The sequence below is a fragment of the Fontibacillus phaseoli genome (assembly GCF_003337355.1).
Taxonomy (GTDB): Bacteria; Bacillota; Bacilli; order Paenibacillales; family Paenibacillaceae; genus Fontibacillus; species Fontibacillus phaseoli.
In genome coordinates this window covers 170,157-192,735 of sequence record NZ_QPJW01000004.1, presented here as the reverse complement: position 1 = coordinate 192,735, position 22,579 = coordinate 170,157, and the positions used below count along the sequence as shown (strand labels likewise).

General features: G+C 45.1%; 24 protein-coding genes. 7 read left to right on the top strand and 17 right to left on the bottom strand.

The window, feature by feature from the left end:
• Nucleotides 1–390: 390 nt before the first annotated feature.
• From DFP94_RS13540 to DFP94_RS13520, 5 genes are all read right to left on the bottom strand, one after another.
• A complete protein-coding gene (locus DFP94_RS13540) occupies nt 391–1,611 on the bottom strand; it encodes an ABC transporter permease (protein WP_114496996.1) in 1,221 nt (406 codons plus the stop codon).
• Nucleotides 1,612–1,614: 3 nt separating this feature from the next.
• Nucleotides 1,615–2,361 carry an ABC transporter ATP-binding protein gene (locus tag DFP94_RS13535; RefSeq protein ID WP_114496995.1) on the bottom strand — a complete coding sequence of 249 codons (747 nt, stop codon included), beginning with the start codon at nt 2,359–2,361 and terminating at the stop codon, nt 1,615–1,617.
• A 95-nt stretch (nt 2,362–2,456) separates the two neighbouring features.
• Nucleotides 2,457–3,965, bottom strand: a complete 1,509-nt coding sequence (locus DFP94_RS13530) for a DEAD/DEAH box helicase (RefSeq protein ID WP_114496994.1) — start codon at nt 3,963–3,965, stop codon at nt 2,457–2,459.
• Between the two features lie 125 nt (nt 3,966–4,090).
• Nucleotides 4,091–4,867, bottom strand: coding sequence for an SDR family NAD(P)-dependent oxidoreductase (locus DFP94_RS13525; protein ID WP_114497131.1), 777 nt, complete (start codon nt 4,865–4,867; stop codon nt 4,091–4,093).
• Between the two features lie 37 nt (nt 4,868–4,904).
• On the bottom strand, nt 4,905–5,366 hold the full coding sequence (locus tag DFP94_RS13520; protein WP_114496993.1) for a chemotaxis protein CheX: 462 nt from the start codon (nt 5,364–5,366) through the stop codon (nt 4,905–4,907).
• Nucleotides 5,367–5,594: 228 nt separating this feature from the next.
• Here DFP94_RS13520 and DFP94_RS13515 point away from each other — a divergent pair, with 228 nt between their 5' ends.
• Both DFP94_RS13515 and DFP94_RS13510 read left to right on the top strand, forming a co-directional pair.
• A complete protein-coding gene (locus DFP94_RS13515; RefSeq protein WP_114496992.1) occupies nt 5,595–6,497 on the top strand; it encodes a LysR family transcriptional regulator in 903 nt (300 codons plus the stop codon).
• Nucleotides 6,498–6,531: 34 nt separating this feature from the next.
• Nucleotides 6,532–7,341: a histidinol-phosphatase gene (locus DFP94_RS13510; RefSeq protein WP_114496991.1), complete on the top strand. Its 810-nt coding sequence runs from the start codon at nt 6,532–6,534 to the stop codon at nt 7,339–7,341.
• Nucleotides 7,342–7,454: 113 nt separating this feature from the next.
• Here the strand turns inward: DFP94_RS13510 and DFP94_RS13505 are convergent, their stop codons facing one another.
• The 6 genes from DFP94_RS13505 to DFP94_RS13480 all read right to left on the bottom strand — a co-directional run bounded on the left by DFP94_RS13505 (nt 7,455) and on the right by DFP94_RS13480 (nt 11,190).
• Nucleotides 7,455–8,066 (bottom strand): GNAT family N-acetyltransferase, encoded by a 612-nt coding sequence (locus DFP94_RS13505; protein WP_114496990.1) that lies wholly within the window; start codon nt 8,064–8,066, stop codon nt 7,455–7,457.
• 26 nt (nt 8,067–8,092) lie between these two features.
• Nucleotides 8,093–8,770, bottom strand: a complete 678-nt coding sequence (locus DFP94_RS13500) for a potassium channel family protein (RefSeq protein WP_114496989.1) — start codon at nt 8,768–8,770, stop codon at nt 8,093–8,095.
• A gap of 78 nt (nt 8,771–8,848) precedes the next feature.
• Nucleotides 8,849–9,292, bottom strand: a complete 444-nt coding sequence (locus DFP94_RS13495; RefSeq protein ID WP_114497130.1) for an aminoacyl-tRNA deacylase — start codon at nt 9,290–9,292, stop codon at nt 8,849–8,851.
• On the bottom strand, nt 9,246–10,043 hold the full coding sequence (locus DFP94_RS13490) for a DUF1361 domain-containing protein (RefSeq protein WP_245954805.1): 798 nt from the start codon (nt 10,041–10,043) through the stop codon (nt 9,246–9,248). The genes DFP94_RS13495 and DFP94_RS13490 overlap by 47 nt, the downstream gene beginning before the upstream one ends.
• 81 nt (nt 10,044–10,124) lie before the next feature.
• On the bottom strand, nt 10,125–10,634 hold the full coding sequence (locus DFP94_RS13485; RefSeq protein ID WP_181873143.1) for a GNAT family N-acetyltransferase: 510 nt from the start codon (nt 10,632–10,634) through the stop codon (nt 10,125–10,127).
• Nucleotide 10,635: 1 nt separating this feature from the next.
• On the bottom strand, nt 10,636–11,190 hold the full coding sequence (locus DFP94_RS13480) for a GNAT family N-acetyltransferase (RefSeq protein WP_114496988.1): 555 nt from the start codon (nt 11,188–11,190) through the stop codon (nt 10,636–10,638).
• A 187-nt stretch (nt 11,191–11,377) separates the two neighbouring features.
• Here DFP94_RS13480 and DFP94_RS13475 point away from each other — a divergent pair, with 187 nt between their 5' ends.
• A complete protein-coding gene (locus DFP94_RS13475; protein ID WP_114496987.1) occupies nt 11,378–11,686 on the top strand; it encodes an MGMT family protein in 309 nt (102 codons plus the stop codon).
• A gap of 306 nt (nt 11,687–11,992) precedes the next feature.
• On the opposite strand, the gene nagZ is transcribed toward DFP94_RS13475, so the two are convergent.
• Entirely contained in the window at nt 11,993–13,306 is a 1,314-nt protein-coding gene (nagZ, locus tag DFP94_RS13470) for a beta-N-acetylhexosaminidase (protein WP_220270917.1), read from the bottom strand.
• Nucleotides 13,303–13,845, bottom strand: coding sequence for a hypothetical protein (locus tag DFP94_RS13465; protein ID WP_114496986.1), 543 nt, complete (start codon nt 13,843–13,845; stop codon nt 13,303–13,305). Before DFP94_RS13465 ends, nagZ begins: the two co-directional genes overlap by 4 nt.
• A 157-nt stretch (nt 13,846–14,002) precedes the next feature.
• Here DFP94_RS13465 and DFP94_RS13460 point away from each other — a divergent pair, with 157 nt between their 5' ends.
• Nucleotides 14,003–14,593, top strand: coding sequence for a bifunctional transcriptional activator/DNA repair enzyme AdaA (locus tag DFP94_RS13460; protein ID WP_245954802.1), 591 nt, complete (start codon nt 14,003–14,005; stop codon nt 14,591–14,593).
• Between the two features lies 1 nt (nt 14,594).
• A complete protein-coding gene (locus DFP94_RS13455) occupies nt 14,595–15,110 on the top strand; it encodes a methylated-DNA--[protein]-cysteine S-methyltransferase (protein WP_114496984.1) in 516 nt (171 codons plus the stop codon).
• Nucleotides 15,111–15,237: 127 nt separating this feature from the next.
• On the opposite strand, the gene DFP94_RS13450 is transcribed toward DFP94_RS13455, so the two are convergent.
• From DFP94_RS13450 to DFP94_RS13435, 4 genes are all read right to left on the bottom strand, one after another.
• Nucleotides 15,238–18,966: a YobI family P-loop NTPase gene (locus DFP94_RS13450; protein WP_114496983.1), complete on the bottom strand. Its 3,729-nt coding sequence runs from the start codon at nt 18,964–18,966 to the stop codon at nt 15,238–15,240.
• Between the two features lie 132 nt (nt 18,967–19,098).
• A complete protein-coding gene (locus DFP94_RS13445; protein ID WP_147273856.1) occupies nt 19,099–19,680 on the bottom strand; it encodes an ABC transporter permease in 582 nt (193 codons plus the stop codon).
• A 260-nt stretch (nt 19,681–19,940) separates the two neighbouring features.
• A complete protein-coding gene (locus DFP94_RS13440; protein ID WP_114496981.1) occupies nt 19,941–20,936 on the bottom strand; it encodes a hypothetical protein in 996 nt (331 codons plus the stop codon).
• Nucleotides 20,937–21,173: 237 nt separating this feature from the next.
• A complete protein-coding gene (locus DFP94_RS13435; protein ID WP_114496980.1) occupies nt 21,174–21,461 on the bottom strand; it encodes a DUF6809 family protein in 288 nt (95 codons plus the stop codon).
• Nucleotides 21,462–21,614: 153 nt separating this feature from the next.
• On the opposite strand from DFP94_RS13435, the gene DFP94_RS13430 reads away from it, so the two are divergent.
• Both DFP94_RS13430 and DFP94_RS13425 read left to right on the top strand, forming a co-directional pair.
• Entirely contained in the window at nt 21,615–21,833 is a 219-nt protein-coding gene (locus DFP94_RS13430) for a helix-turn-helix domain-containing protein (RefSeq protein WP_114496979.1), read from the top strand.
• A 252-nt stretch (nt 21,834–22,085) separates the two neighbouring features.
• Entirely contained in the window at nt 22,086–22,577 is a 492-nt protein-coding gene (locus DFP94_RS13425) for a hypothetical protein (RefSeq protein ID WP_114496978.1), read from the top strand.
• The last annotated feature ends 2 nt before the right edge of the window (nt 22,578–22,579 follow it).

Genomic DNA, 22,579 nt, shown 5'->3' with positions numbered 1-22,579 from the left:
ACACTTATACTTCTTGCACCCGTTTTCGCCACTGCTTTGCCACTTTCATCCTTCCCAAGCTACTATCTGCTCGCCCATCCTAAACAACATTTGAGAATTAACTGGATAACCTACAGCTAATTTCAGGAATTAGAGCCTTAAAAAACAAATAACTGCAAAACCTACAGTTAATTTCAGGCTTTTTGGGGTTACTGGCCTGAAAGGACAAAAATACCTGTAGGTTTTACAGTTAATTTGATTCATACGCCGTTTTCCGGAAAATTAGCTACATAAAATACAGCTAGTTTCGATCCGGTATTCAGTATTTTGTATTCGATACTTGGTATTCGATACTTGGTATTCAGCATTCAGCATTCGGCATTCGTCAATCGACATCCTTCAATCCGTCGATCATTCCTCGTCCTCCTGCTTCCACTTCCGTTTCCAGGAGGACTTCATGCCGAATACCAGGGCGATTCCCGCGACGAGGCTGGCGAAGAGGATACTCACACTTCCGGCACCGGGAACGACGGCCATCGGGATCCACATCAACAAGGTGATCGCCAGCAGCACACGGGAGGCTAAAGCAATGACCTCCTGCTGACGAGAACCGGCCGGAATCGGATAGTAGGCATCGGCTGGTGTATCGCCATGAATATGACGCAGCGCGGTAAGCTGCGTGCCTGCCACAAAAATAAAAAACAGATACAATATGGCGCCGATCCAGGTTTTCCCGTTTAATCCGACGACCACCATGCCGAGCACGGCCAACCGGACGATAATGCCCAGCAGTTCGCTGCGCAGAAAAGTCTTCGTAAGCAGGAACCGATAAGCTCCGTCACGACTCCAGGTAATGCCGTTACCGACTTTGGAGAGCCAGCGCCGGTGAATAACCTTTTGTCCTTCGGCGGGAACATCCACGAACCAGCCCAGCAGCAACATGACTCTGGCTGCTCCGGATTTTTCCGCCGCGATCAGGTTCTCCCAAGGCACGGCATGCTTCATCGGAAACCGCAGGGCGAGAGTATAGTTGATGCCGACCAGCAGCATGAACAAAGCGCTTTTCCATGCCGGTTGCCATAACCATGCCACGAGTATCAACAGAATAAAGCACCAGCGAAGCAGCCGGTAATAGGCTCTGGCCCGCGAGGTTGAAATTCTGAGTTCCTGCCATGCGCCGTAGGCACTGAGCAGCTTAAGAAGAAGTAAGACAATCATGATCAACCACAGCGGATGCCTTACCTCAGCCCCGCTGCGGATATACAAAGGCCACACAATGAGCAGTAGTGTATAAAGCCCGATCAGCTTATAGATGACTCCGCTACGGAATGCAGGCTTGAGATAATTATTCATTCTTGTTTCCTGCGGCAGCAGGAAAATAACATCCGCCGGCTGGACATAAGTCCGGAATCCGGAATATACCGTCAGTGGCCCCACCAGGATCAGCATGATCCATAGAACCGGAAGATCCGGCGGCATGTTTTGCAAAAAGGACGTATACCAGGCGGAAAAGGCGATCAGCAGCAGCAGGAACAGGACCGCCACTCCGCTTTGAAAGACATAAGGCAGATAAGGGAGCACTTTACTCCAGAAGGATGATTTGCGCCGGCCGCGCAGCTCTTGGAGCTTCATAATTTAATCTCCGCCTTTAACTAAGCTATAGAAAATATCTTCAAGCGCCGCCCCGGGCATGCCGGCCTGCTGGGCAATTTCCGTTAACGTTCCCTGGGCGATTACCGCCCCGCGATGAAGAACGATGAAGCGGTCGCAATAATTTTCGATCGTCGATAAAATATGCGAGCTGAGCAGAATCGAAGCTCCGCTCCGTTTCATCTCCATCATGAAATCCAGCAGGGAACGAATGCCGAGCGGATCGAGACCGAGAAACGGCTCGTCGATAACATACAACGAGGGCCGGGCGACAAACGCGCACATGATCATGACCTTCTGCTTCATCCCTTTGGACAAATGGATGGACAAGCTGTCCGCTTTTTCCTCCATATGAAACAGCTTCAGCAGCCGTTCCGCTCTTTCCTGGTAATCCCCGGAATCTACTCCATAGGCCCGGGCGGCAAACTCCAAGTGCTCCCGGACCGTCAATTCCTCGTAAAGCAGCGGCGACTCCGGAACGAAGGCCAGGGAACCCTGGTATCCTTCGGGATCTTCGGCCCGGGTTTTCCCCTGAACGGCCACCCCGCCGCGATGCGGTGTCATAAGTCCGAGAATATGCTTCATTGTCGTACTTTTCCCGGCTCCGTTCAACCCGATCAGTCCGACCATTTCTCCCGGCATCACTTCGAAGTTAATGTCATGGAGTACCGGGCGCCCCAGGCTGTAACCCCCGGTCAATTGTTCAATTTGCAATACGGGCGTCTCACTCAAAACGGCTCCCCCTCAATGAATATTGATCTACCCACTATGTCTGTTTTGCGATCTCTCCGCTGAAATAGCTTCAAGGGCCAAAGACGCTTTCCCTTTTAATCGCGGGACTGCTTATCTTTCAGCCACTTGGGAGCGCCCTTGTTCTTGCGGTCTTGCTTGCTATTGTTCTTCCGGGCGCCTCCCGGTGCAGCGTTTCGCGTTCCGGCCGAACCTGCGCCGGAACCGTTCCGGGCTTGGCGGCCCGCCTCGCGGACGGCCGGTGCCTGGGCCGCTCCAGCACCAGCTCCGCTTCCGCGGCCAGAAGATGCCGGACCGGGCTTGGCATTGCCCGTCCCCTCTCTTCTCGTGCCACCGGCGCTACGCCCGGACGATCTTTCGGGCTCTTGCTCATAGCCCCGCCCTTGCGCCCGTCCTTGCCCCGGACCCGACTGACGTCCCTGTCCGCTTCCCCGTCCGCTTGACGGAGCCTGCGGGTCAATCACCTCACCGCCGTACAAATCGCGAAGCGCGATCCCAATCCCGAGTTCCCGGGAGAATTTACGCATGATGAATTCTTCCTTCGGCGAGATAATCGAGACGGCCAGTCCTTTCCGTCCCATTCGCCCGGTACGGCCGACCCGGTGCACGTAATGCTCCGAATCGATCGGCGGATCGAGATTGACGACGAGGGACAACTCCTCGATATCCAGCCCGCGCGCCGCAACATCCGTGGCCACGAGCACCCGGATTTTGCCTTCGCGGAACTTGCGGAGCGTCACGCTGCGCACGATTTTGTCCGCATCCCCATACAGCGCTCCGGCACTTAAGCCGACGAAGTTCATTTTTGCCTCAACCTCGCCGATGTCCGCCGTGTTGTTAATGAACACGATGGAGCGGGCAGGATTATAGTGCCTGATAATCCGGCGCAAGATATCAATTTTGTCCCGTTCGCTGATAAAATACAGATGCTCCACGCTTTTTGAAGTCCGGTGCTCCGGTTCGATTCCGATCTCCAGCGCTTCCTTCATCTCCCGTCCGGCAAGTGTCCGGATTTCCGGATTCACCGTCGCCGAAAGGAACAGCAACTGCCGTTCGCGCAAAGTTCCGCGCAAAATATGCTCTAAATCAGCCGTGCCGCCCAGTTGAAACATCTGGTCGACTTCATCGACGACCACCGTACGGACCGTGTGAAGCTTCAGCTTGCGCAAAGCCAAGATTTCCCGGATCCTTCCGGGCGTCCCGACGATGAGCTGCGGATGCAGCTTCAGCCGTTCAAGCTGGCGTTTAATCGCGGCGCCGCCGATCAGGGCCTGTACGCGAATTCCTCGCGCTTCTCCGTATTTTTCCGCCTCGCGGACAATTTGCATCGCCAGTTCCTGAGTCGGCGCTAAAATAAGGCCCTGCAGGTTTTTTCCATCGGCATCGATGTTTTGCAGCAGCGGAAGCAGGTAAGCCAAGGTCTTGCCGGTCCCCGTCTGCGACTGGGCGAGCACATCCCGACCTGCCAGGGCTGCAGGAATGCATTCGGCCTGCACCGGCGAAGGCTCCATAATCCCGTAATCGGCTAATTTTGCGGCAAGCGTGTCATCTAATCCAAGCCCGGTAAAGCTATTCGTTGTAGTCATCCAAGTTCATCCTTATCTTAAAAAATCATTATTTCCATTATATGCGAAAATCCCGGCCCAACCAAATCCAACTTAAAAGCGTCGATTATAAGCACAAAAAAATCGGCCGTTCCCAGCCGATCCCTTCACTTCTTATTTAACATGCGGTAACTTAGACGGTCCGCCAGACGGGGAAACATCTGATAGAGCTTGGCTCCCGCGCCTGCGATCCAGGGAAGATTGATTTCGGTTGTGCCGCTTTGAACCGCGGACACCATTGCCTTGGCCACCCGTTCCGGCTTCATCATAAACCACTTGACGTTATTGACGTAATTCCCCTCCGGATCGGCCAAAGTAAAGAACGGCGTATCGATCGGTCCCGGATTGATCGTGGACACCGTAATTCCGTATTCCCGAACCTCTTGCCGCAAGGCGCTGCTGAAGCCGATCACCGCGTGCTTGGTCGCCGTATAGGAAGTTGATTTCGAGGTGCCGATCTTGCCTGCGATCGAAGCTACATTGACGATCCGCCCAAACCTGGCATCCTTCATATGAGGCAGAACCGCCTTCGTACAGCGGACCATCCCCATGTAATTCACATTCATCATGTCATCAAACTCCTGCAGCGGCATATCGTCAAAATAAGCGAACTTGCCGTACCCTGCATTGTTCACAAGACAATCCACCCTGCCGAACTCGGCGTAGATCTGCCGGAAGCCCGCTTCCACCGAAGCATCGTCCCCGACGTTAAGTTCCAATATCCGGCTTGGGCCCATCATTCCGGAGCTCACCGCTTTCAACTTCTCTCCCGAACGGGCGGCAAGCACTACGGTCGCTCCCTGGGCCGACAGCATTTGCGCAGCCAAAGCCCCGATTCCGCTGGAGGCTCCGGTTACGACTATGACCTTATTGTTCAACGACATGACTCTCATCCCTTCGAACTTTACCTTATAGTCCATTTTAGGAGATCATGACTTGAATATCCAGTTCCCCGATTCCGTCCATAAGCAACGGAATGCATAATGCTTTACGCGGAATTTGATTGGAGTCCTCTTGTTTCGAGGTTAAGACGCGCGGCGGAGTAATATCCACGACATATCCTTGATTTGACAAAATGGTGCTAGCGTTACCGCTGATCATGTTGCCCAGTTCTGAAATGGCGCTTTGTCCCATTTCATCCATCTCCGTCAAGACAAATCCGCCCATCATGGCGGATACGATTCGCAAGGCTACCGTCTCTTCCAAGCCGAACATAACCATGCCGCTGTAATGGCCCGTCATATCGATTTGAATCCAGATATGGTCTTGCTCTCGCATAACTTCCTTCACGCCCAAATTCCCGGTGGATGGAGAAACTTGTATCACCTGTTCAATTACGGAACACGCGGATTCCAGAAAAGGATTGATCATTTCTGCTTTCACTATTACGCCCCTTTTCACATAGAAGTAACATAATCCGATACAAAAGTCCCAACTATAGTTGAGATATATTATACTTTATTCCTATATATAAGTCATTAAAAATCGAACAATGTAACTAAATTGCGGGTTCATTCGCAGTGTTGTCATGCCCGTATGATTGATTTAGTTAGGAAAAATCCTCTATAATTAATAAAATATTATGGAATACGGAGGAAAGGAGGATTCGGAATGAACATCAGTCAATTAGAAACGCTGATCACCATATCCAAAACAAAAAGCTTCCGTAAAGCCGGGGAATTGCTTAACCTGACCCAGCCTGCCGTGTCCGCGCAGATCAAAAGCCTGGAAGATGAATTCCGGACGGTGCTGGTCGACCGGAACCAGCCGGTGACATTAACCGACCGGGGACAAGTATTTCTTGAAAAGGCGGAGCAAATACTGGATATTGTCGAAGAACTGAAGCAAAAACTGTCGGATTTGGAGCATACGCCGCAGGGGCATATAGTCCTAGGTACAACGACCTCCATCGCCATTCAGATTTTGCCGCGGATTCTGTCCTATTTTCAAGATCAGTTCCCGCTCATCAAAACAACGATCCAATCGATGCCCTCGAGTCTGATTTATCAGAATGTGGAGCAGGGGTTAGTGGACATCGGCATAGGCTACTTGATCGAGAATAATCCGCAGGTCCTTTCTACGATACTGTATTACGACACGTTCGAGCTTGTCGTGTCCCCGCTGCATCCCCTGGCCGGCAAAACCATCCCCACGCTGGATTCCTTACGCGAGGTTCCGCTGATCATGCTATCTCCCGATACGGTCGGACGGCGCTTCGTCGATGAAGTGTTCAAGGCGCACGACATCGAGCCCCATATCGTCATGGAGCTGTCCAGCAGCGAGGAAGTTAAACGAATGGTGGAAATTAATCTGGGAGCGGCCATCATTTCAAGGCAGTCCATTCTCCGCGAACTCAAACAGGGAACCATCAAGGTCGTCCCGATTCCCGAACTGGAGGTTACGCATCCGGTCGGCGTCATTTACAAATCCAGCAGATATGTCAATTCCGCCATGCAACAGTTCCTTGGTGACCTGAAAGGCATGCCGGAAACCCATTTTATCAGTTCCGAATAATCCGAAGTTTTGTACGCTTGAAAGGAGAGACAGCATGAAGTTTGATCTGCACACGCATCATTTTCGCTGCGGACATGCCGACGGGAATATCCGCGACTACGTGGAGGCAGGGATCGCAGCCGGACTGTCGGTCATCGGAATCAGCGACCATACACCCTATTTCGGAAACCCCGAAGAGCATCCTTTTCCGCATATCGCCATGGCCAAAAAAGAATTCGGCAATTACGTCGAAGAGGTCCTGAAACTGAAGCAGGAATATGAAGGCCAAATCGATGTGCTGCTCGGCATTGAGTCCGACTATTTTCCGGCCCACGCCGAAACTTACCGGCAGGTCCTCTCCCAATACCCGTTCGATTACATCATCGGTTCCGTACACAGCGTTAATGAAGTCAGCATTTTCAATAAAAAACGCTGGAAAAGCCTGACCGACGAGCAGCGGGTCGCGGATAAGGAAACGTATTACGCCCTGATCCGGGAGTCGGCTCGCAGCGGCATGTTTCAAATCCTGGGCCATATCGACGCCATGAAAGGAAACTACCCCGCCTTCTCCGATATTCCCGCCGCCGAAGCCATCGACGATACCTTGCAGGTTATTGCGGATAACGGGGTGGCCATCGAAATTAATACGTCCGGCAAAACGAAACTCTCGGGAGGCTGGTATCCTTCAGACTCGATTCTGGAGCGCGCGCTCCATTTCGGAGTGGATGTTACTTTCGGCTCCGATGCCCATACGCCGCTCCGCGTAGCCGACGAATGGGATGATGTCGCCGCACGCCTGAAAGAAATCGGATTTACCGAGTGGGTATACTACAAAAACAAACAAAGAATTGCCGTTCCGCTTTAAAAAGCATCGTGACAAAAAAAAGGGAACCCGTACGATACTCGCCGGATTCCAAAGACAAATATATTCAAAAGGGGGTCATGTAATAAGTTTACCCTCTTACTATTAGGGATTGATCACAGGTATATTTCATTTGTGTAACAAATGCTTTCACGTGTTTCAGGAGATTCCGGAGAGACTAATTCGTAGAATCTTAATGGTCCTCCGGACCCGCTGTTCATAAAGAGAGAACCGGACGATTCCTCATCCTCATTAAGCGAAAACCCGCATTTGCGCAAAACTTGTTCCGAAGCCGGATTGTCGACGCTGCATCTCGCTTCGATCCGGTTCAAGTTCAGCGTGTCAAAGCCGTATTTCAACAACGATTTGACCGCCTCCGTCGCGAACCCCTTATTCCAGAACTCCGGAGAAAGCAGGTAACCCAGCCTGGCTTTGCCTGTTTCCCGCACCCAGAATTGCAGGGAACAAACTCCAATCAAACATCCGGTCTCCTTTACCTCAATTGCAAAATGCAGATCCCGGAGGCTTTGGTACGTATCCTCAAAATAACGGAACAACCGGGCCGGAAACATCAGCGTCCCCCGTTGAAAGGAAGTATAGCGGCGGACCAAAGGATGATTAATGCAGCAGAAAAGCGCTTCGGCATCCCCGGCACCGATTTTTCTCAGCCGCAACCGTTCGCTTTCGAGCGTAGGAAATTTCTTTTTCAAGCTATTCCGCATATCCATACCTGATCGTCTCCTCTCGGATTTTATCACCGGTTTACCCCGTTGTCCTCTTCCAATTCCTCGATTAAGGTACGGTCGGATTCGTTGGGATTCTCTTCTTTCATGAAGATTTGCCGGAATACCCCAATCATGGAAAGCGCATAGGCGACCGTAATGAAGCTGAAAAATATCTCCATGACGACGACCAATCGGGACGTATTATCGACCGGCCTCACATCCCCGTAACCCACGGTAGTGAATGTGGCCACGCTGAAATAAAAAAACGTAATGAATTGGGAGAGCGTCCCTTCGCCCAAGTTTTCTCCGGCAAAACTTCCGCCTTTAAAAAGCTTGTAGATCGAGGTATACACCACCGTAAAAAAAATGATGCAACTCAGCGTAGCGATGCTGATCCGGACGACGGCCGACTTCAGACTGACTTCCCGCTTTACGGCGGAATCGGCGATTCTGCGGAAAATATACAAAATGTAAAACACGACAGAACCAAGAACAAACAACAAGATGATACACCGCAATACCGCATCGGATTGGAACACCGACCCGAAATCGACCCAGCCGAGGAGGTCCTCCAGGGAGAGGGCGACATAAATCAGAATCGGTGCGAGCAAAATGACCCGGCTGGTTACCCGCTTGTCCAGCGCATAAAAAAGAAAAGCCAACCCGATCAGGGCGGCGACGTTCACCCATAGGATCCATGATTGCATCAAGATCTACCTCCCGGATTGTTCAATACCTTGGAAATCCTGATAATCATTACCCAAACCAACGGGCTTAGTATCTAATTAAAGGCGGGTGATCACCCTGTTTAATCTTTCCACTTCGGACGGGCTGATTTTCAAAGTGGCTTCCGGTACCCCGGTGCCGCCAAAGATCCATTCATACCTGAACAGCTTGGAGTCGAGAATGACCGACAATCCATGGCCGATCAAGGGGACGCTCCCTATGGAAAATCCGGTAGCCTCCATTACCTCTTGTGGCTTCGCCAGCTTGAGCTTTCCAAGACCGGCTTTCTGCGCCACCTCGGCAAAATCGACTCGCCCGTAATCCCCAGAGATGATCAGCGCCGCATACCCGCCATCGCCTTTCACGATCAGTGTGGGAGCTGTCTGACCCAGCTCGATTCCGAATAAGTCGGCGCCGTCCTGGGCGGATGCAATGGGCTTTTCATGGGATATGATTTCATATCGAGCCTGGTTTTCTTGCAGGAAATGCACTAGTTTCTCCATGTTCCTTCTCCTTTTGGATTGAAGCCGGATTGCCTCTCATCGCACCGAACAAATAGAGCAGAACATAGCAGAAGCAGGTGATCAGAAACATCCATTTGCAAAATTGGATCGCATGACTCAAGTTATCCATATTCGTGAAATACACGGCAATATCCTTTAACAGTTGAAAGGGATGACGCAAAATATCCCAGCTATTGAACCGGATAAAGCGGCCGAGATAAACTCCGAAGCTGCTGAACGCCAGTACGGCAAACGCAAAAATCCATCCTGCGACGCTTCCGAGCGCATTGCGGACCAGCCGGTGAACCGAAGCGAGCGAGACCGAACCCAGCGCCAAACCCAGCAAGGCTACGAAAAGTACTGTGTATAGATGGTCCCAGAACAACATATCCGACCAGAATCTGCCCTGCGAGGAGATCGGGTAACGCGCGAACGGATGCAATAAATCCGTGACTAAATAAGCTGCATTCGGATAAAAGAAAAACCAGACCAGACCTACCGAAAGAAATAGTATACCTTTGAGCAGCCGGGAACTCATGAGACTGATCAAATCCAGACCGATGGCAAGGCCGGCCGGGATCCAGGCCAGAAACGTATTCCAGACCAAGAACAGATACGGCGGTCTTCCTCCATCCGGCAGCCGGATTTCAACCACATATTTCATCCCGATTACCGTACCTATAAACATAACCGCATATAAAAATAGTTTGGCGGGGTAGCCTAATTGCCGAAGCTGTTGCTGTTGCTGCACTTCGCTCTCCTCCCGTCTGTTCAACCTTTTCTATGTCTTTACCATACTTACAGCCTATATACGTATGAATGCGGATGATTGTTACGACGGGAGCAGCTTGGCCATATAAAGCTCATCGACGAATCGGTCGCCTAAGCGGATGGAATCTTTTTTGATGCCTTCGACTTCAAAGCCCGCCTTCTTGTATAAAGCGATTGCCGCGTCATTGTGCGCCATCACCGTGAGTTCGAGCCGGTGCAGGTTCCGCGCTTCCGCCCAGCGGTGGAGTTCGGTGAAAAGTGCGGTCCCCACACCTTTTCCCGAGAAGGCTTGCAGAATGCCAAGGACTAGATACACCGAATGCCGGTTACGTTGATAGGATGATCCGTAAGCGCCCAAATAACCGGCCAGTTGTCCGTTTATTTCGGCCACGAATATCATCGAATGGTCTGCCGCCAGCAACGCCGCGAATTTCTGCCGTTGCTCTTCCGGAGTGGTGAGCCGCTCCCCCGGCTCCAGGAGCATAAATTCCGTTTCTCTATCTAAACGGAGGCATAGCTCAAGAAAGGCCTCCGCATCTTCTTCCCTGATGTTCCTGATATTCACGTTCATTTCACTCGATCCTCTCATTGCGAAGCACCATATGAAAATGATCTTCCCAAACTCCGTTGATTTTCAAATATCGCAGCGCCAGACCCTCGTGATAGAAGCCCGCCTTTTCCGCTACTTTAAGCGAAGCCTTGTTCCGGGGCATAATGTTGGCTTCGATCCGGTGCAGTCCCAATTCCGAGAAAGCGTAATCCGCCACCGCAGCCACCGCTTCCGTCATCAAGCCGCGTCCCTGCGCCGACTGGTCGATCCGGTAGCCCAAATGACAGGACTGAAATGCCCCGTACACAATATTGCTGAGCGTAATGGAGCCGATTACCTTTTCGGGCTCCTCTTTCCGGAACATCCAAAGTTTATATAATTCTCTCTTTCTGAATTGCGAGAATTCCTTGACCAGCAAATCCTCCTGATAGGAAAGAGTAAAATATTCCTCGCTCCGCACCGGCTCCCACGGTTCGAGAAACTCCTTGTTCCGCAGCACAAATTCCAACACCTCTACGGCATTACTTCCATCCAGGACTTTCAATATCAACCGTTCGGAGTGTAAAATAGGTTTCATAGTTACCTCGATTCATAAGCAAGTACGTAAAATGTTCCTGCGATCGCTGTTGCCCCAAATTTCTTGAATTAATAACATCCTATAGGGAAGAAATCCTGTCACAAAGGCGACCACTACCGTTTCTTCGGAATCATTTTACTTCCTTGCTTGCATCTTTTCATCATATATAACCTAAAGGAGTGCCCGCATGCAGCCGTTTACCGCTCAAGTTATTGAAGTAATATCATCCATTCCCGAGGGGAAAGTCATGACCTACGGACAAATCGCCCGAGCTGCCGGCAGCCCGCGCGCGGCCCGGCAAGTCGTCCGGATTTTGCATTCGATGACCGTCAAGTACAACCTGCCGTGGCACAGGGTCATTAATGCGCAGGGGGAAATTGCCGTCCGGGATGACGAACTCTTTTTCCTGCAAAAAATGCACTTGGAAGCGGAGGGCGTCATCATTAGGGAAGATGGACGAATTGATCTCGCCGAGTTTCAGTATGAACCTTGCTGATCTTGCGTCAGTTTGGTGCTTGTAAGGAAAAACAAAAGTGCATACTGGTTCAATGAGCAGCTCCCGGGTTCTAACGGACATGGCGGCCGTTATTCGGCCTATTTTTCGTTGTTTTTTGCTCTAACGGTCACCAGGGACCTTAATCGGCGGTTTTGCCGAGGAATAGGCCCGTTTTGGGCAAAATAACGGCCTGTATGTCCGTTAGAATTTTACCGAAGCTGATTTATCCAGATTAACGGCTGTGGTGTCCGTTAAAAGTTTCGGCGTCACCAGGATCGCTATCCAACCGCCCCGCAGCCAGTCCCGCTATTGCAGGCCGTACTGCTTTAGCGCCTCCTTGATGGCGGCATTAACTGCCTTCCGGTCCGGCCCGTCCGCCGGTTCTCCGCTCAGCTTATACTTCGCTTTAAGCTTCAAAATGGCGCTAACCCGCTCGTCAAGCATCTCCTCGCTGATCGTCCCCTGTTTGACCGCTTCCGTGATCGCCCGAATAACCGACTCTTCTTTCTCGTAATCATGGCCGACCAGGACGATATTTCCGCCTGCTGTGATGAATTCGACCGCAGCCTGTTCGATACTGTAATTCTCCGTGATGGCTCCCATCGTCATATCGTCGGAAACGATGACGCCTTCATAGCCCAGCTCTTCCCGGAGCAGATCATGGATGACCGCTTTGGAGAAGGACGACGGGTAATCGGGATCCAGCTTCGGCAGGAGCAAATGGGCGATCATGACCATATCCGTGCCGCTCTCAATCGCAGCCTGAAACGGAACCAGTTCAAGCTCTTTCAGCCGCTGCAGATCATGGTTCACGACCGGCAGTCCGAGATGGGAATCCACCGAGGTATCCCCGTGACCGGGAAAATGCTTCACGACGGGTATCACTCCCTTGCCGCTCAAGCCCTCCATGGCTGCCAAGCCCATCTTGCTCACCGCTTCCGGCGTATTTCCGAAGGAACGGTCCCCGATCACCGGATTATCGGGATTGCTGTTCACATCCAGTACCGGAGCGAAATCCAGATTAAGTCCAAAGCCGGACAGCTCGTCGCCGATGATCCCATAAAAAGTCTCCGCCGCTTTCGGATCGCCCGTGCTTCCAATGCTGGCGGCCGTCGGTATTTTTGCATATTCCTTAGGCATGCGGGTTACCCTTCCGCCTTCTTCGTCCACGCTAAGAAACAATGGAAGCGGATTGACGGAGTTGTCCTCCTTCAGCCGATTAATCAATTTCAATGCCTGTTTACTATTTTCAATATTATCTTTATAAAAAATAAATCCTCCGACATGATACGTCTCGATCAACTTCCGGGTATGCTCATCCGGTACAGTTCCGCTCATCCCGACGAGGACCAGTTGCCCGATCTTTTCCGCGGTGGTCAACTGATCCAGTTGATCGACAATGGGATCCGTGGCTTCCTCTTGCGGTGGTGGTGACGGTTCACCATTCTCTCCCTGCTGCGGATCGTTTGCAGAGGGGGAGGACGGAGCCGCGTTCTGGCCCTGGTTCACACCGTTCCCATCGGATTCGGGAGTGGCCGAGTTCCGGGACGCGCAGCCTGCGAACGTCAGAATGAATATCAACGCCATCGTGCATATTAACCATTTTCTGTTTTGTCTCATGACTCCTCCTGACCGGCATGGCTTCCTGCCGTTTCCCAGCGGTTCGCATATTTTTGCAGCCGGGGATGAATAACGGAAGGTTGCTCCGTCAAGATCAGCCGGATGTTTTTGATCCACTCTTCAAAAGAAGAGAAGGAAGCGAATAAATTGGCCGTTTCGGGCGTTAGGTACAGAAAGTAAGGAGAAGGATATTTTTCCGCCAAAAAACGGAGCGCCGAGTCGATCGGCGTGTATTTTTTGCGTTTCCCCTCCCAGCCTTCCACCGTGATATCGGAATGTTGCCGTGCCCGGCGCCAGTCATGAAGCTCGTCCTCCCTTTTGAAAAAAGAGCGCACCGGCTCTTTGGACATGCGTCTTACTGTCTCCTCATGAAGGGGATACAGCACCAGCGTGCTGAAGGAGCGCTCCTCCAAAATCGAAACGGCGCGTTCCAGCTCTGCTTCGGACGTATTCTCGAAAGTATCGTAATAGATTAACGTTCCTTTTCGCTTCGCGACAGGCGGTTCATAACCAAAGGGGACTTGAATATTTTGTCTCATGTTCGGGTTCCTCCGGGTTTCGAAATGGATATTCTAGTTAAAATTACCCTGCCAGACTTGATTTATTCCATTATAGCTCCAACATCCCGCAATTTCATTATCTTGCTTTTTCATCCCAAAATGCGTACATGCGTTCACGTTAGGGGGTATAATGATCGTGGAGGTGAGTGAAGTGGCCGACATTAAAGTGACGGAAGATCAATGGCGGTCTATTATCCTGAATGATGCCGCTAGTGATGGAAAATTTTTCTACGCCGTAAAAACGACGGGCATTTTCTGCCGTCCTTCCTGCAAATCCAAGCCTCCCAACCGGGAAAATATCACCGTATTTCCGGACGCCGAACAAGCCTTATCCGCCGGATACCGTCCTTGCAAACGCTGCAAGCCTACCGGCCTGCGGCTTCCCGATGAAGAGTGGATCTCGGTGGTGGCCGAATATATCGACAACCATTATATGGAGGAATTGAATCTGCAGTTGCTCGCCGACCTCGCGCATGGCAGTCCCTATCACCTTCACAGAACGTTTAAGAAAGTAAACGGGGTCACGCCCGTGGAATATATTCAACACGTCAGGATCGAACAAGCCAAATCCCGCTTGCTGACAACCAGTCAACCGGTGGCGGAGATCGGCAAGCAAGTCGGACTCGCCAATACGCCTTATTTTATTACCTTGTTCAAAAAAATCACCGGTCTTACGCCCGCCAACTATCGAACCTTATACGCTTCCGTACCGAAAGGAGATATTTAATATGGAACAAAACGACCCGATTTACTGGAGTCATCTCATTAACGAAAATTGGAGCCTGATTGTTGCCGCCGGGGAACAAGGACTCTGCTTTGTCGGCTCCCAAGGAGCGGATGTTCAGGAACTGGAGAACTGGGCGAAGCGCCGCTTCCCCGGCCGTCCCCTAATCCGGGATGAAGCCCGGCTTCAACCCTATGCCGACGAAATAGAAGCCTATCTGCTCGGCAAGCTCACGAGCTTCTCCTTTCCCTTCGAAGTCTCGGGAACCCCGTTCCAGCAGGCCGTTTGGCAGGCGCTTTGCGACATCCCATACGGGCAAACCGCCTCGTACTCCGATATCGCCCTCCGTATCGGCAAGCCGTCCTCGGTCCGCGCCGTTGGCACGGCCATCGGGGCTAATCCGGTGCTGATCACCATCCCTTGTCACCGGGTGATTGGGAAGAATGGAGGGCTTGCGGGGTATCGGGGCGGGATTGAGATGAAGACCAGGTTGCTGGAGATTGAGGGGAGGAGGGAGTAATTTTGAGGAAGGGGCTTAGTTGAATTCGAAAATAGCCGCTTTCCCGAATTTGTGAAAGCGGCTATTTTCGTACTACATGAGTCAATTTGATTTAATTTATCAAACTCTAATTTTTTTGCTAATTATCTTAATACCCATTAGAGTTTTTTCGACCAATGGCTCTATAATAATTTGGATCATTCCGTTCAACATTAAATCCTGAAATCCAACCCTTGTTATGGAATATCGTTAGTATCTTTTGATTCTCATCTGTTATCTCTAGCTTAGGTCTTTTCCCCTCAAACAAGCTTAATATTTCTGACATTTCTAAAAGTTGCAAACCTATCTGGGTTTGTCCCTTATTCAGATTACTAAGATTCGATATAAAAAGTCTGTGCTTATTCTTAAGAGAAACTTTGTCTGATTGAAGGAGTGTATTTAAAAGATTAAAGGAAACAACATATCTATTTGTTACTATGTGATCAATATATTCTGTACAAATAGAAATAATTATTGTCTTCAAGACTGAACTATTTGTATCATAATTGGTTATCAAATCACTGAGATCATCAATATTAAAATTGCACTTCAAAATATGTGATTTAACTGCTTCGGAATATCTCTTACCTCTAAATGATATAGGTTCAGTTATAAACTCAAGTAGTTTAAGCTTATATGAATCATTAATCTCTCTCTCTATCAGCATATTAACTTCAGATAATAGAACATTTCCTTGATTAATTACTTCGTTAGTATACTCATCAATGTTAGAAAGTATAAAGAATTCAACTTGTGATTCCGTGTAATTATCCCTAAGAAATTGCAAATTAGTTTCATTCATCTGTATTAATCCCTGCCTTACTAGAATTCTCAGTTTGCTTTCCGGAATACTTTCAAATGAGAATGTATCGTAATATATATTAGATACTTTTACTAGGGATTCATACTTTTCGTCTACTAACTTATCACATTGTATAAAATCATCGAAGAAAGAGCCAGCCATATCCTCCCCAAAATCAGCACTTAATTCATCATAATTTATATTTAAATTGGATGGATTTATATTAATAAATCTTATTAAGTTATCATCTAATCCTTTATCCGAGTAATAATAGTACTGGAGGATATTGTGCTCGGAGTACTTTAAAGTTCCATGTTCTATAAAAACAGACCACAATTCCTCATCCTTTATACTATTAAGCATTTCAATTTCTGTTTGAAGATACTTAATGTAAATTACTCGAAGATCAAAATTGATATCAGAGTTATTAATAATTTCAAGTGCTGCAAAACTATCATCTGTTATTGTTAAATTGCATGTCTCGATAATTAATTCCATATAATTATTGATATTGGAATTTACATAGTTTACTAAGCTTTCCTGGTGTCTTGATAATATAAGGGTATAGTTTTTGTGTATGTAGTCTTCACTTTTCGGAAGCTCATACACTTTATTTAGGATGAGTGAAATCATAAATATATTTATTTCATATAAATCTGCTTTATATACTGCCATGAATAAAGAAGATTCTGCTGTAAAAAAATCTATTTGCTTAAACCTCACCTTTAGAAGTTGCAGGCTTAAAATAAATTTATCTATGTTTGGATCGGAAACGTTAAGAAAATCACTGTTATTCGAAATATACTTGGACATACAGTTTTCATCATTGAGTTTACTTATAGTTTCAATAGGGGAGAAATGCAAAGTATCATGAGCATACTCTTGTTTCTGATTTTCATTAAAATAGTCACTATTTAATATTTCTTTGAAGATATTAGACCAAGTTTTGTTAAGCGTGTTTACAAATAATTGCCTTTCTTGACCTGCACTCCAAAACTGTGATATAAAATCAAGTCGTCTTCTGTTTTTTAGTTGATTAAATATTCTAGTAAGGTTTGAATCATTAGATTTTAACAAATAGCTCAATAAGTCAAAATTTAGAATCTCATCACGATCAAAATCAACCTCTCTAAGACGAGAAACAACTAAACCATGGTCTTTTAATTTGTAAGTAAACTCTTTAGCTACTTCATCAGTTACACTACGAAGGAAAATTTTATCTATTTTACTTAAACTATGCTCATAAAAATAGGTCATATAATCGGAATAGGTCTCATCGATATAACCATTCCTAATAAGAAACTTAATTAATGGGAAGTACGGGCTTGATTTTACATCATTAAATAAAAAAATTTCACCGATTTCATTTGTGAAACTTGTACTAAAAATATTATTTATGTTCTCCTTATTGATTATTTCGTGTAACTTTTTACTTTTTATTTTGGACATTGCATCAATTAAACTTCTGATTTCGTCCTTTGTCTTATCAATTAACTCAGCAGATTTATATTCAATATTTGATTTTCTACGAACGTACTCTATATTTTGCGATAACTTCTCATATTCTTCTTGAAAATTAAATTCATAATATCCACTTCGTTGTCGGTAATATATTTTCCCCAGATTATCTTTCATCGCTTTAATAAAAGCTATTCTAGAACTAAACTGTTGTTCACCTTTACCATCCACTTCTAAGGGAGATGAATATGTGAAATATAATGCATCCAATTCATCAATTTCATTACACATTTCACTTTCCGCCTCATTAATTCGCTTCTTCTTTTCTTGTATCTCACATTCTAGTTTTTGCAGTTCAAAAGTAATGAAATTAAATTTAATTAAAAATATATTATGTACAAACCCTGCACCAAGTTGTAAATCACTAAAATCTCTGGGAAACAAATTTTTATACGCAATAATGGCAAGCAACTTGTCACAATTTAATTCAATAGATTGAATGCGATCATGATAAATCACATATTCATTGTATATATTTTTTAGAATACGCATGTCATCAATGTATAGAGAAAGTCCTTGCAAAAATTGTCCATCAAACTTCCCAAGCATTCCTCCATTTTTGAAATGGCTGATAAATTGGTCATATGAGTTAGAACCATCAACGACTGGCACAATTGGAATAATAAAATCGAAAAACTTTGTTCTATCTTTTGAGGAAAATGTGTCGTCACGAAGAAGATAAAAAAATCGTATAATTTGTTTTGATTTCTTATTGATAAGCCAGTTTATCTCTCGTAACTTTTGAAAGATGCGATTACTTTCAAATCTATCCATATCCTCAAATACAATAACTTCCGCATTAGCGTTTTCAAAAAGATATAAGACCTCATTGAGATATTTATCAAAATACGATTCATTTGCTTCTTCGAATATTTCAATTTCATTGCCTTGTATCTTTAATTTTTTGAAAAAAAACCTATTATATCTGATCATTTGAATCATCAAATATAGTATATAAACTAAGATAAAAGTACAAATTACTCCTACAATTACAACTGTTACTTCACTAGTTGAAAATTTTAAAAAGTTTTTTAACCAAGTATCGGAAGTACTCAAAATAAATTGACTCCACTCTCTAAACAAAAACATATAAATTACTAAAACTGTAGCTACTGAAGATAAAAGTGAGGTTAATAACATTCTAAATTTTGATAATTTCTTTTTAACCTTAAAATGAGTTTGTGGAATATTGTTGGGGTTTATCTGATGAATAAGTTGATTTAAAATTTTCCCCTCTAGAACTGCATCATTGTTTTGACTGCCATTAATTTCAATCTTATTCAATTCATAATTTTCCGAGTCAAAATGGGCAAGCGAAATATTTAAAAATCTCTTATCTGGTTGTTTAACCTTATAAGTCTCTAAAACGCTACTTTTCCCCGCACTATAGGGACCAGTTAATGCAACATTTTTTATATCATCTTCATCAAATATAAAATTAAGAGCATCCTCATAAATTTCTAAATCAGCATTTTTTATAGGAGTGAGTTTTTGGAAATTATACTTGTTTGATTTCATATAAATCTATCCTCACTTATTAATGATCTTATATATTTGGGATTGAATTCAGAGCTTGAAAAAAATCCACAACTAGGGTTCACCTAAATTCCATCTCACGTGAAAATGTTGGTTTGGGGGACCCCCTTAAAACTAGACATCCAATTCCTTATTAGCCTTTTTCTTGGCTTTCATCTTTTTTATATCTTTAAAGACATTTGTCTTTTCAACCTCACATAGTATCGGCGTCGATAAGAGTTCCTCTGTTTTTTCAATAATTACTATTGTATCATCTACATCCAACTGTCGTTTATCACTTAACATAACTTGATCTGTACTTATCATTCTAAGTATGTACAATTTCCCGTGATCTTCGTGATTAATGAAGTAATACCTTGATTTACCATATAAATAAGAAATCATTGGAGTATATAAATAGACAATCATTGTTATAAAAAAACCAAGTAATAATGCACTTAAAACAATTGCAAGCAAATCATTATTATTAGTAACACTAACTTTTTGATCGTACACCAAAATCAACATAAACATTGAAAAGACAGAAAAAACAAGCGTCAAAAATAAAAATCTCACAATGTAGATTAGTATTCTTTTATCTTCACTTAATAATACTCTTTCTATTTTTGATTTTCTCAGTAAAACAATTGCTCTAATAAAGGTAATAAGAGACAATGAAATAAATGTGTAATTAAATACTTTAGAAGTCAATTCCACAAAAATCTCCTCAACTCTCTTCATATTGTTGGTAACTTTCATAATAACATTCTTTTGACCAAAAAATTTCTAACATATGTTCGTGATAAAGTCATTTTGAGTATCTTTCATCAAAATCTTCTGAGACTTATTGTGCTTTGCACGAAGTCACTAGACTTAGCTAAGCAAATTTAATTGCTTGAAATCCACATCCCCGAATCCGAGCAGTATATTACGGTGACACATAAATTCAATGTAAAATTCTGCCCACCTTCAATTGCTTACAATTTATTAAAAACAGGCGATCTTCTCAACAGGGAATCTAACTCAATTCCTAATAAATCACCTTGCTCTTTTATTAATTGCTCTTTACATGACATAATTATTTTATATCCAACCTTGGTAAACTTTTCTATTGCAATATGGCTAATATTCAGGTTCATCATTTGAACGATAGCAAATTTAATTAACCCTGTTAAATCTTGTCTTCCTGACAATTGTTTAAGCCAATATGTAACTTGAGCTGTTCCCTTAGGAAGTGGCTTTCCACTATATGTAACAAATAACTCTTCTCTTCCCCGAGCTATCTTCTCGCGAAGTTCCAAATAGCAGTTAAATTGTTTAATAATTCCCTCTGGCAATCGAATAGTTATCCCATTAATGCTAAAAGAACCGAAAGTGATATTATATGATTCGACTGGAATTTTAATAATTTCACGATATGGAACCCCAATTAATAAAATTAGCTTTATAATCAAGGCTGATGTTATCATATTCATCTCTTTACTTCTCGTTACTTTTGTAACAGGTATTTCAAGAACAAAGTTACTCTCTTTAATCAGATCTTCTACTTCATCTTGGGTTAATGGATCATAGGAAATTGATTTATCCAACTCGCTATTCTCTGCCAAATAGATGTTGATCTTGTTTCTAAATGAACCCTCTTTATAAGCCGGAGATCCTAGCTCTTTTAAAAAAGCATCATTACTAACATAATCATTCGACACTAAATAAAGAAGAAATTCTTTTACAGCTGATACGTACCTCTGGACAGTAGAAACTTTTTTTATTTTATTCGCTTTTATGTAATAATCTATACTATCAATAATAGTATTTGTATCTACGCCTCTTACAAACTCATCTATATTAGATGTAACATCTCTAGACTTTAAATAATCATGAAATACCATTAAGTCTTTGTTATATCCTCTAGGTTTTGGAGATAAGTTTATATAGTTGGAATTCATAAAATTAGACACATATTTTTCAAAAGTCATTAATAACCGCCCTTTCAGTTTTATCACCTAACTTTAATTTTCTCGAATACTCTGAATAAGGACTTTGAGGAGACTAGTCTTAATGTCCCGTAGTCTTATTTTACTACATATTGGAATAATATGGCGAACAATTAACCTTTTCATCGAAAATAAAAATACTCTCACTAAAATGAATAGCAAGAGTAAACTTAGTAACAGCAAGAATAAACTGTCTCCTCTTTCAGATTTCCAACAATCTCACTCCTTCTCCCCCTTCCCCTCCCCACCAAAAACCTCCACCATAACCAACGCCCCCATCCTAAACCCCTGAACATATGCGGTGCTTGTAAGCATAGAATTAGACTCCCCGTTGAGATCCAAGATTTCCTCAAGAGCTTTGAAGTCGTCTTCCGAAAATCTTTGTTTGAGTTCTTCCATCAAATCTGAAATTTTTCTATTGAGCAGGCGATATTCAGGAGCAGTTGGTACCATTCGCTCTTGAGGGTTCAGGTTACCTCGGTACAGTTCCTCTAGAATACTTTTCATTCACTCTCCCCCTTCCAGAATTATGTAAAATCCACCATTATGAATTTTTAAAAACTTCCGACACTTTCCTTATGGAATAGATTTTATGCGAAAAACGCATAAAACTCAATATGCAGTTTTCGCATAATTTAAACTTAGCTTGGGTGATGATCGATGTATAAGAGAATACGAGATTTGCGTGAAGATAGGGATTTGACGCAACAACAACTTGCAGACTATTTAAATATCTCTCAAGCAACCTATTCCCGATACGAAAGCGGGAACTTGGATGTGCCGAGTTCTGTGTTGATTCGGTTGTCGGAGATTTACAGCGTAAGTATAGACTACATTCTGGGTCAGACGAATATTTCCAAACGTCTAGATGGAAAATAACCCTGATCATTCAATGCGCCACTCCTAAATACAAGAAAGGCAAGCCCAAATAGATGCAATGGGTTTGCCTCTTGTGTTCCTCTATTTCTTTCTCACTAACGTCCTACAAATTTGCTGCTAAAGCTCGGTCCTGCTTACTATCCTGGTATCGCCCGCCGTTTAAGCTTTTTCAATCTCACAGATCAAACCGCATATTTATATGTTGAAACAAAAACTTCTACCCTGTCGTCTGTTGAATTGGAGGTGTTTATTATGAAAAATTTGGTATTCATACTATTTCTAGCTTTAATGGGCTGTCAATCTGCCGATTTGGTTCCAGCAAATAATATTACAAATACGGAACCAGGCCCATCCGCCGTAGTAGATACAGATGCGGATCACGATTTTTTCTCCGTAAAGCTTTCGCTTCCGGAACAAGTGAAGGTGAATGAGTCTTTTACCATAGAGGCAGAGTTGAAAAATACGTCCACTCAAACTTTCGAAATTCTGACCGGAAAGCCGGTATTTTATTATGTCATCCGAGACAACGCCGGAAACTCAGACCCTATTTTACGAACGGATATCGGTGTTGTCCGCCCCCTTGATCAGAACGCAGCCGTTTTAGAGAAACACCCGTATCGCTTTAAGAGTCCGGGGGTCTATGAGGTCTCCGCCGTAGCGGAATTTTCACTACAAGGCGAAGACGACAACAATCAAGTCTACAAAATGGAGACCGAGCCAAAGCAGATTGAAGTGATCGAATAAAT

Coding starts and splice junctions, on each gene's coding strand:
- DFP94_RS13515 (WP_114496992.1), top strand. CDS start 5,595: ATGAACATCAGTCAATTAGAAACGCTGATCACCATATCCAAAACAAAA.
- DFP94_RS13530 (WP_114496994.1), bottom strand. CDS start 3,965: ATGACTACAACGAATAGCTTTACCGGGCTTGGATTAGATGACACGCTT.
- DFP94_RS13465 (WP_114496986.1), bottom strand. CDS start 13,845: ATGAGACAAAATATTCAAGTCCCCTTTGGTTATGAACCGCCTGTCGCG.
- DFP94_RS13435 (WP_114496980.1), bottom strand. CDS start 21,461: ATGAAAAGTATTCTAGAGGAACTGTACCGAGGTAACCTGAACCCTCAA.
- DFP94_RS13475 (WP_114496987.1), top strand. CDS start 11,378: ATGCAGCCGTTTACCGCTCAAGTTATTGAAGTAATATCATCCATTCCC.
- DFP94_RS13425 (WP_114496978.1), top strand. CDS start 22,086: ATGAAAAATTTGGTATTCATACTATTTCTAGCTTTAATGGGCTGTCAA.
- DFP94_RS13480 (WP_114496988.1), bottom strand. CDS start 11,190: ATGAAACCTATTTTACACTCCGAACGGTTGATATTGAAAGTCCTGGAT.
- DFP94_RS13500 (WP_114496989.1), bottom strand. CDS start 8,770: ATGCAATCATGGATCCTATGGGTGAACGTCGCCGCCCTGATCGGGTTG.
- DFP94_RS13525 (WP_114497131.1), bottom strand. CDS start 4,867: ATGTCGTTGAACAATAAGGTCATAGTCGTAACCGGAGCCTCCAGCGGA.
- DFP94_RS13440 (WP_114496981.1), bottom strand. CDS start 20,936: ATGACTTTTGAAAAATATGTGTCTAATTTTATGAATTCCAACTATATA.
- DFP94_RS13540 (WP_114496996.1), bottom strand. CDS start 1,611: ATGAAGCTCCAAGAGCTGCGCGGCCGGCGCAAATCATCCTTCTGGAGT.
- DFP94_RS13505 (WP_114496990.1), bottom strand. CDS start 8,066: ATGGATATGCGGAATAGCTTGAAAAAGAAATTTCCTACGCTCGAAAGC.
- nagZ (WP_220270917.1), bottom strand. CDS start 13,306: ATGAGACAAAACAGAAAATGGTTAATATGCACGATGGCGTTGATATTC.
- DFP94_RS13450 (WP_114496983.1), bottom strand. CDS start 18,966: ATGAAATCAAACAAGTATAATTTCCAAAAACTCACTCCTATAAAAAAT.
- DFP94_RS13485 (WP_181873143.1), bottom strand. CDS start 10,634: ATGAACGTGAATATCAGGAACATCAGGGAAGAAGATGCGGAGGCCTTT.
- DFP94_RS13455 (WP_114496984.1), top strand. CDS start 14,595: ATGGAACAAAACGACCCGATTTACTGGAGTCATCTCATTAACGAAAAT.
- DFP94_RS13510 (WP_114496991.1), top strand. CDS start 6,532: ATGAAGTTTGATCTGCACACGCATCATTTTCGCTGCGGACATGCCGAC.
- DFP94_RS13495 (WP_114497130.1), bottom strand. CDS start 9,292: ATGGAGAAACTAGTGCATTTCCTGCAAGAAAACCAGGCTCGATATGAA.
- DFP94_RS13430 (WP_114496979.1), top strand. CDS start 21,615: ATGTATAAGAGAATACGAGATTTGCGTGAAGATAGGGATTTGACGCAA.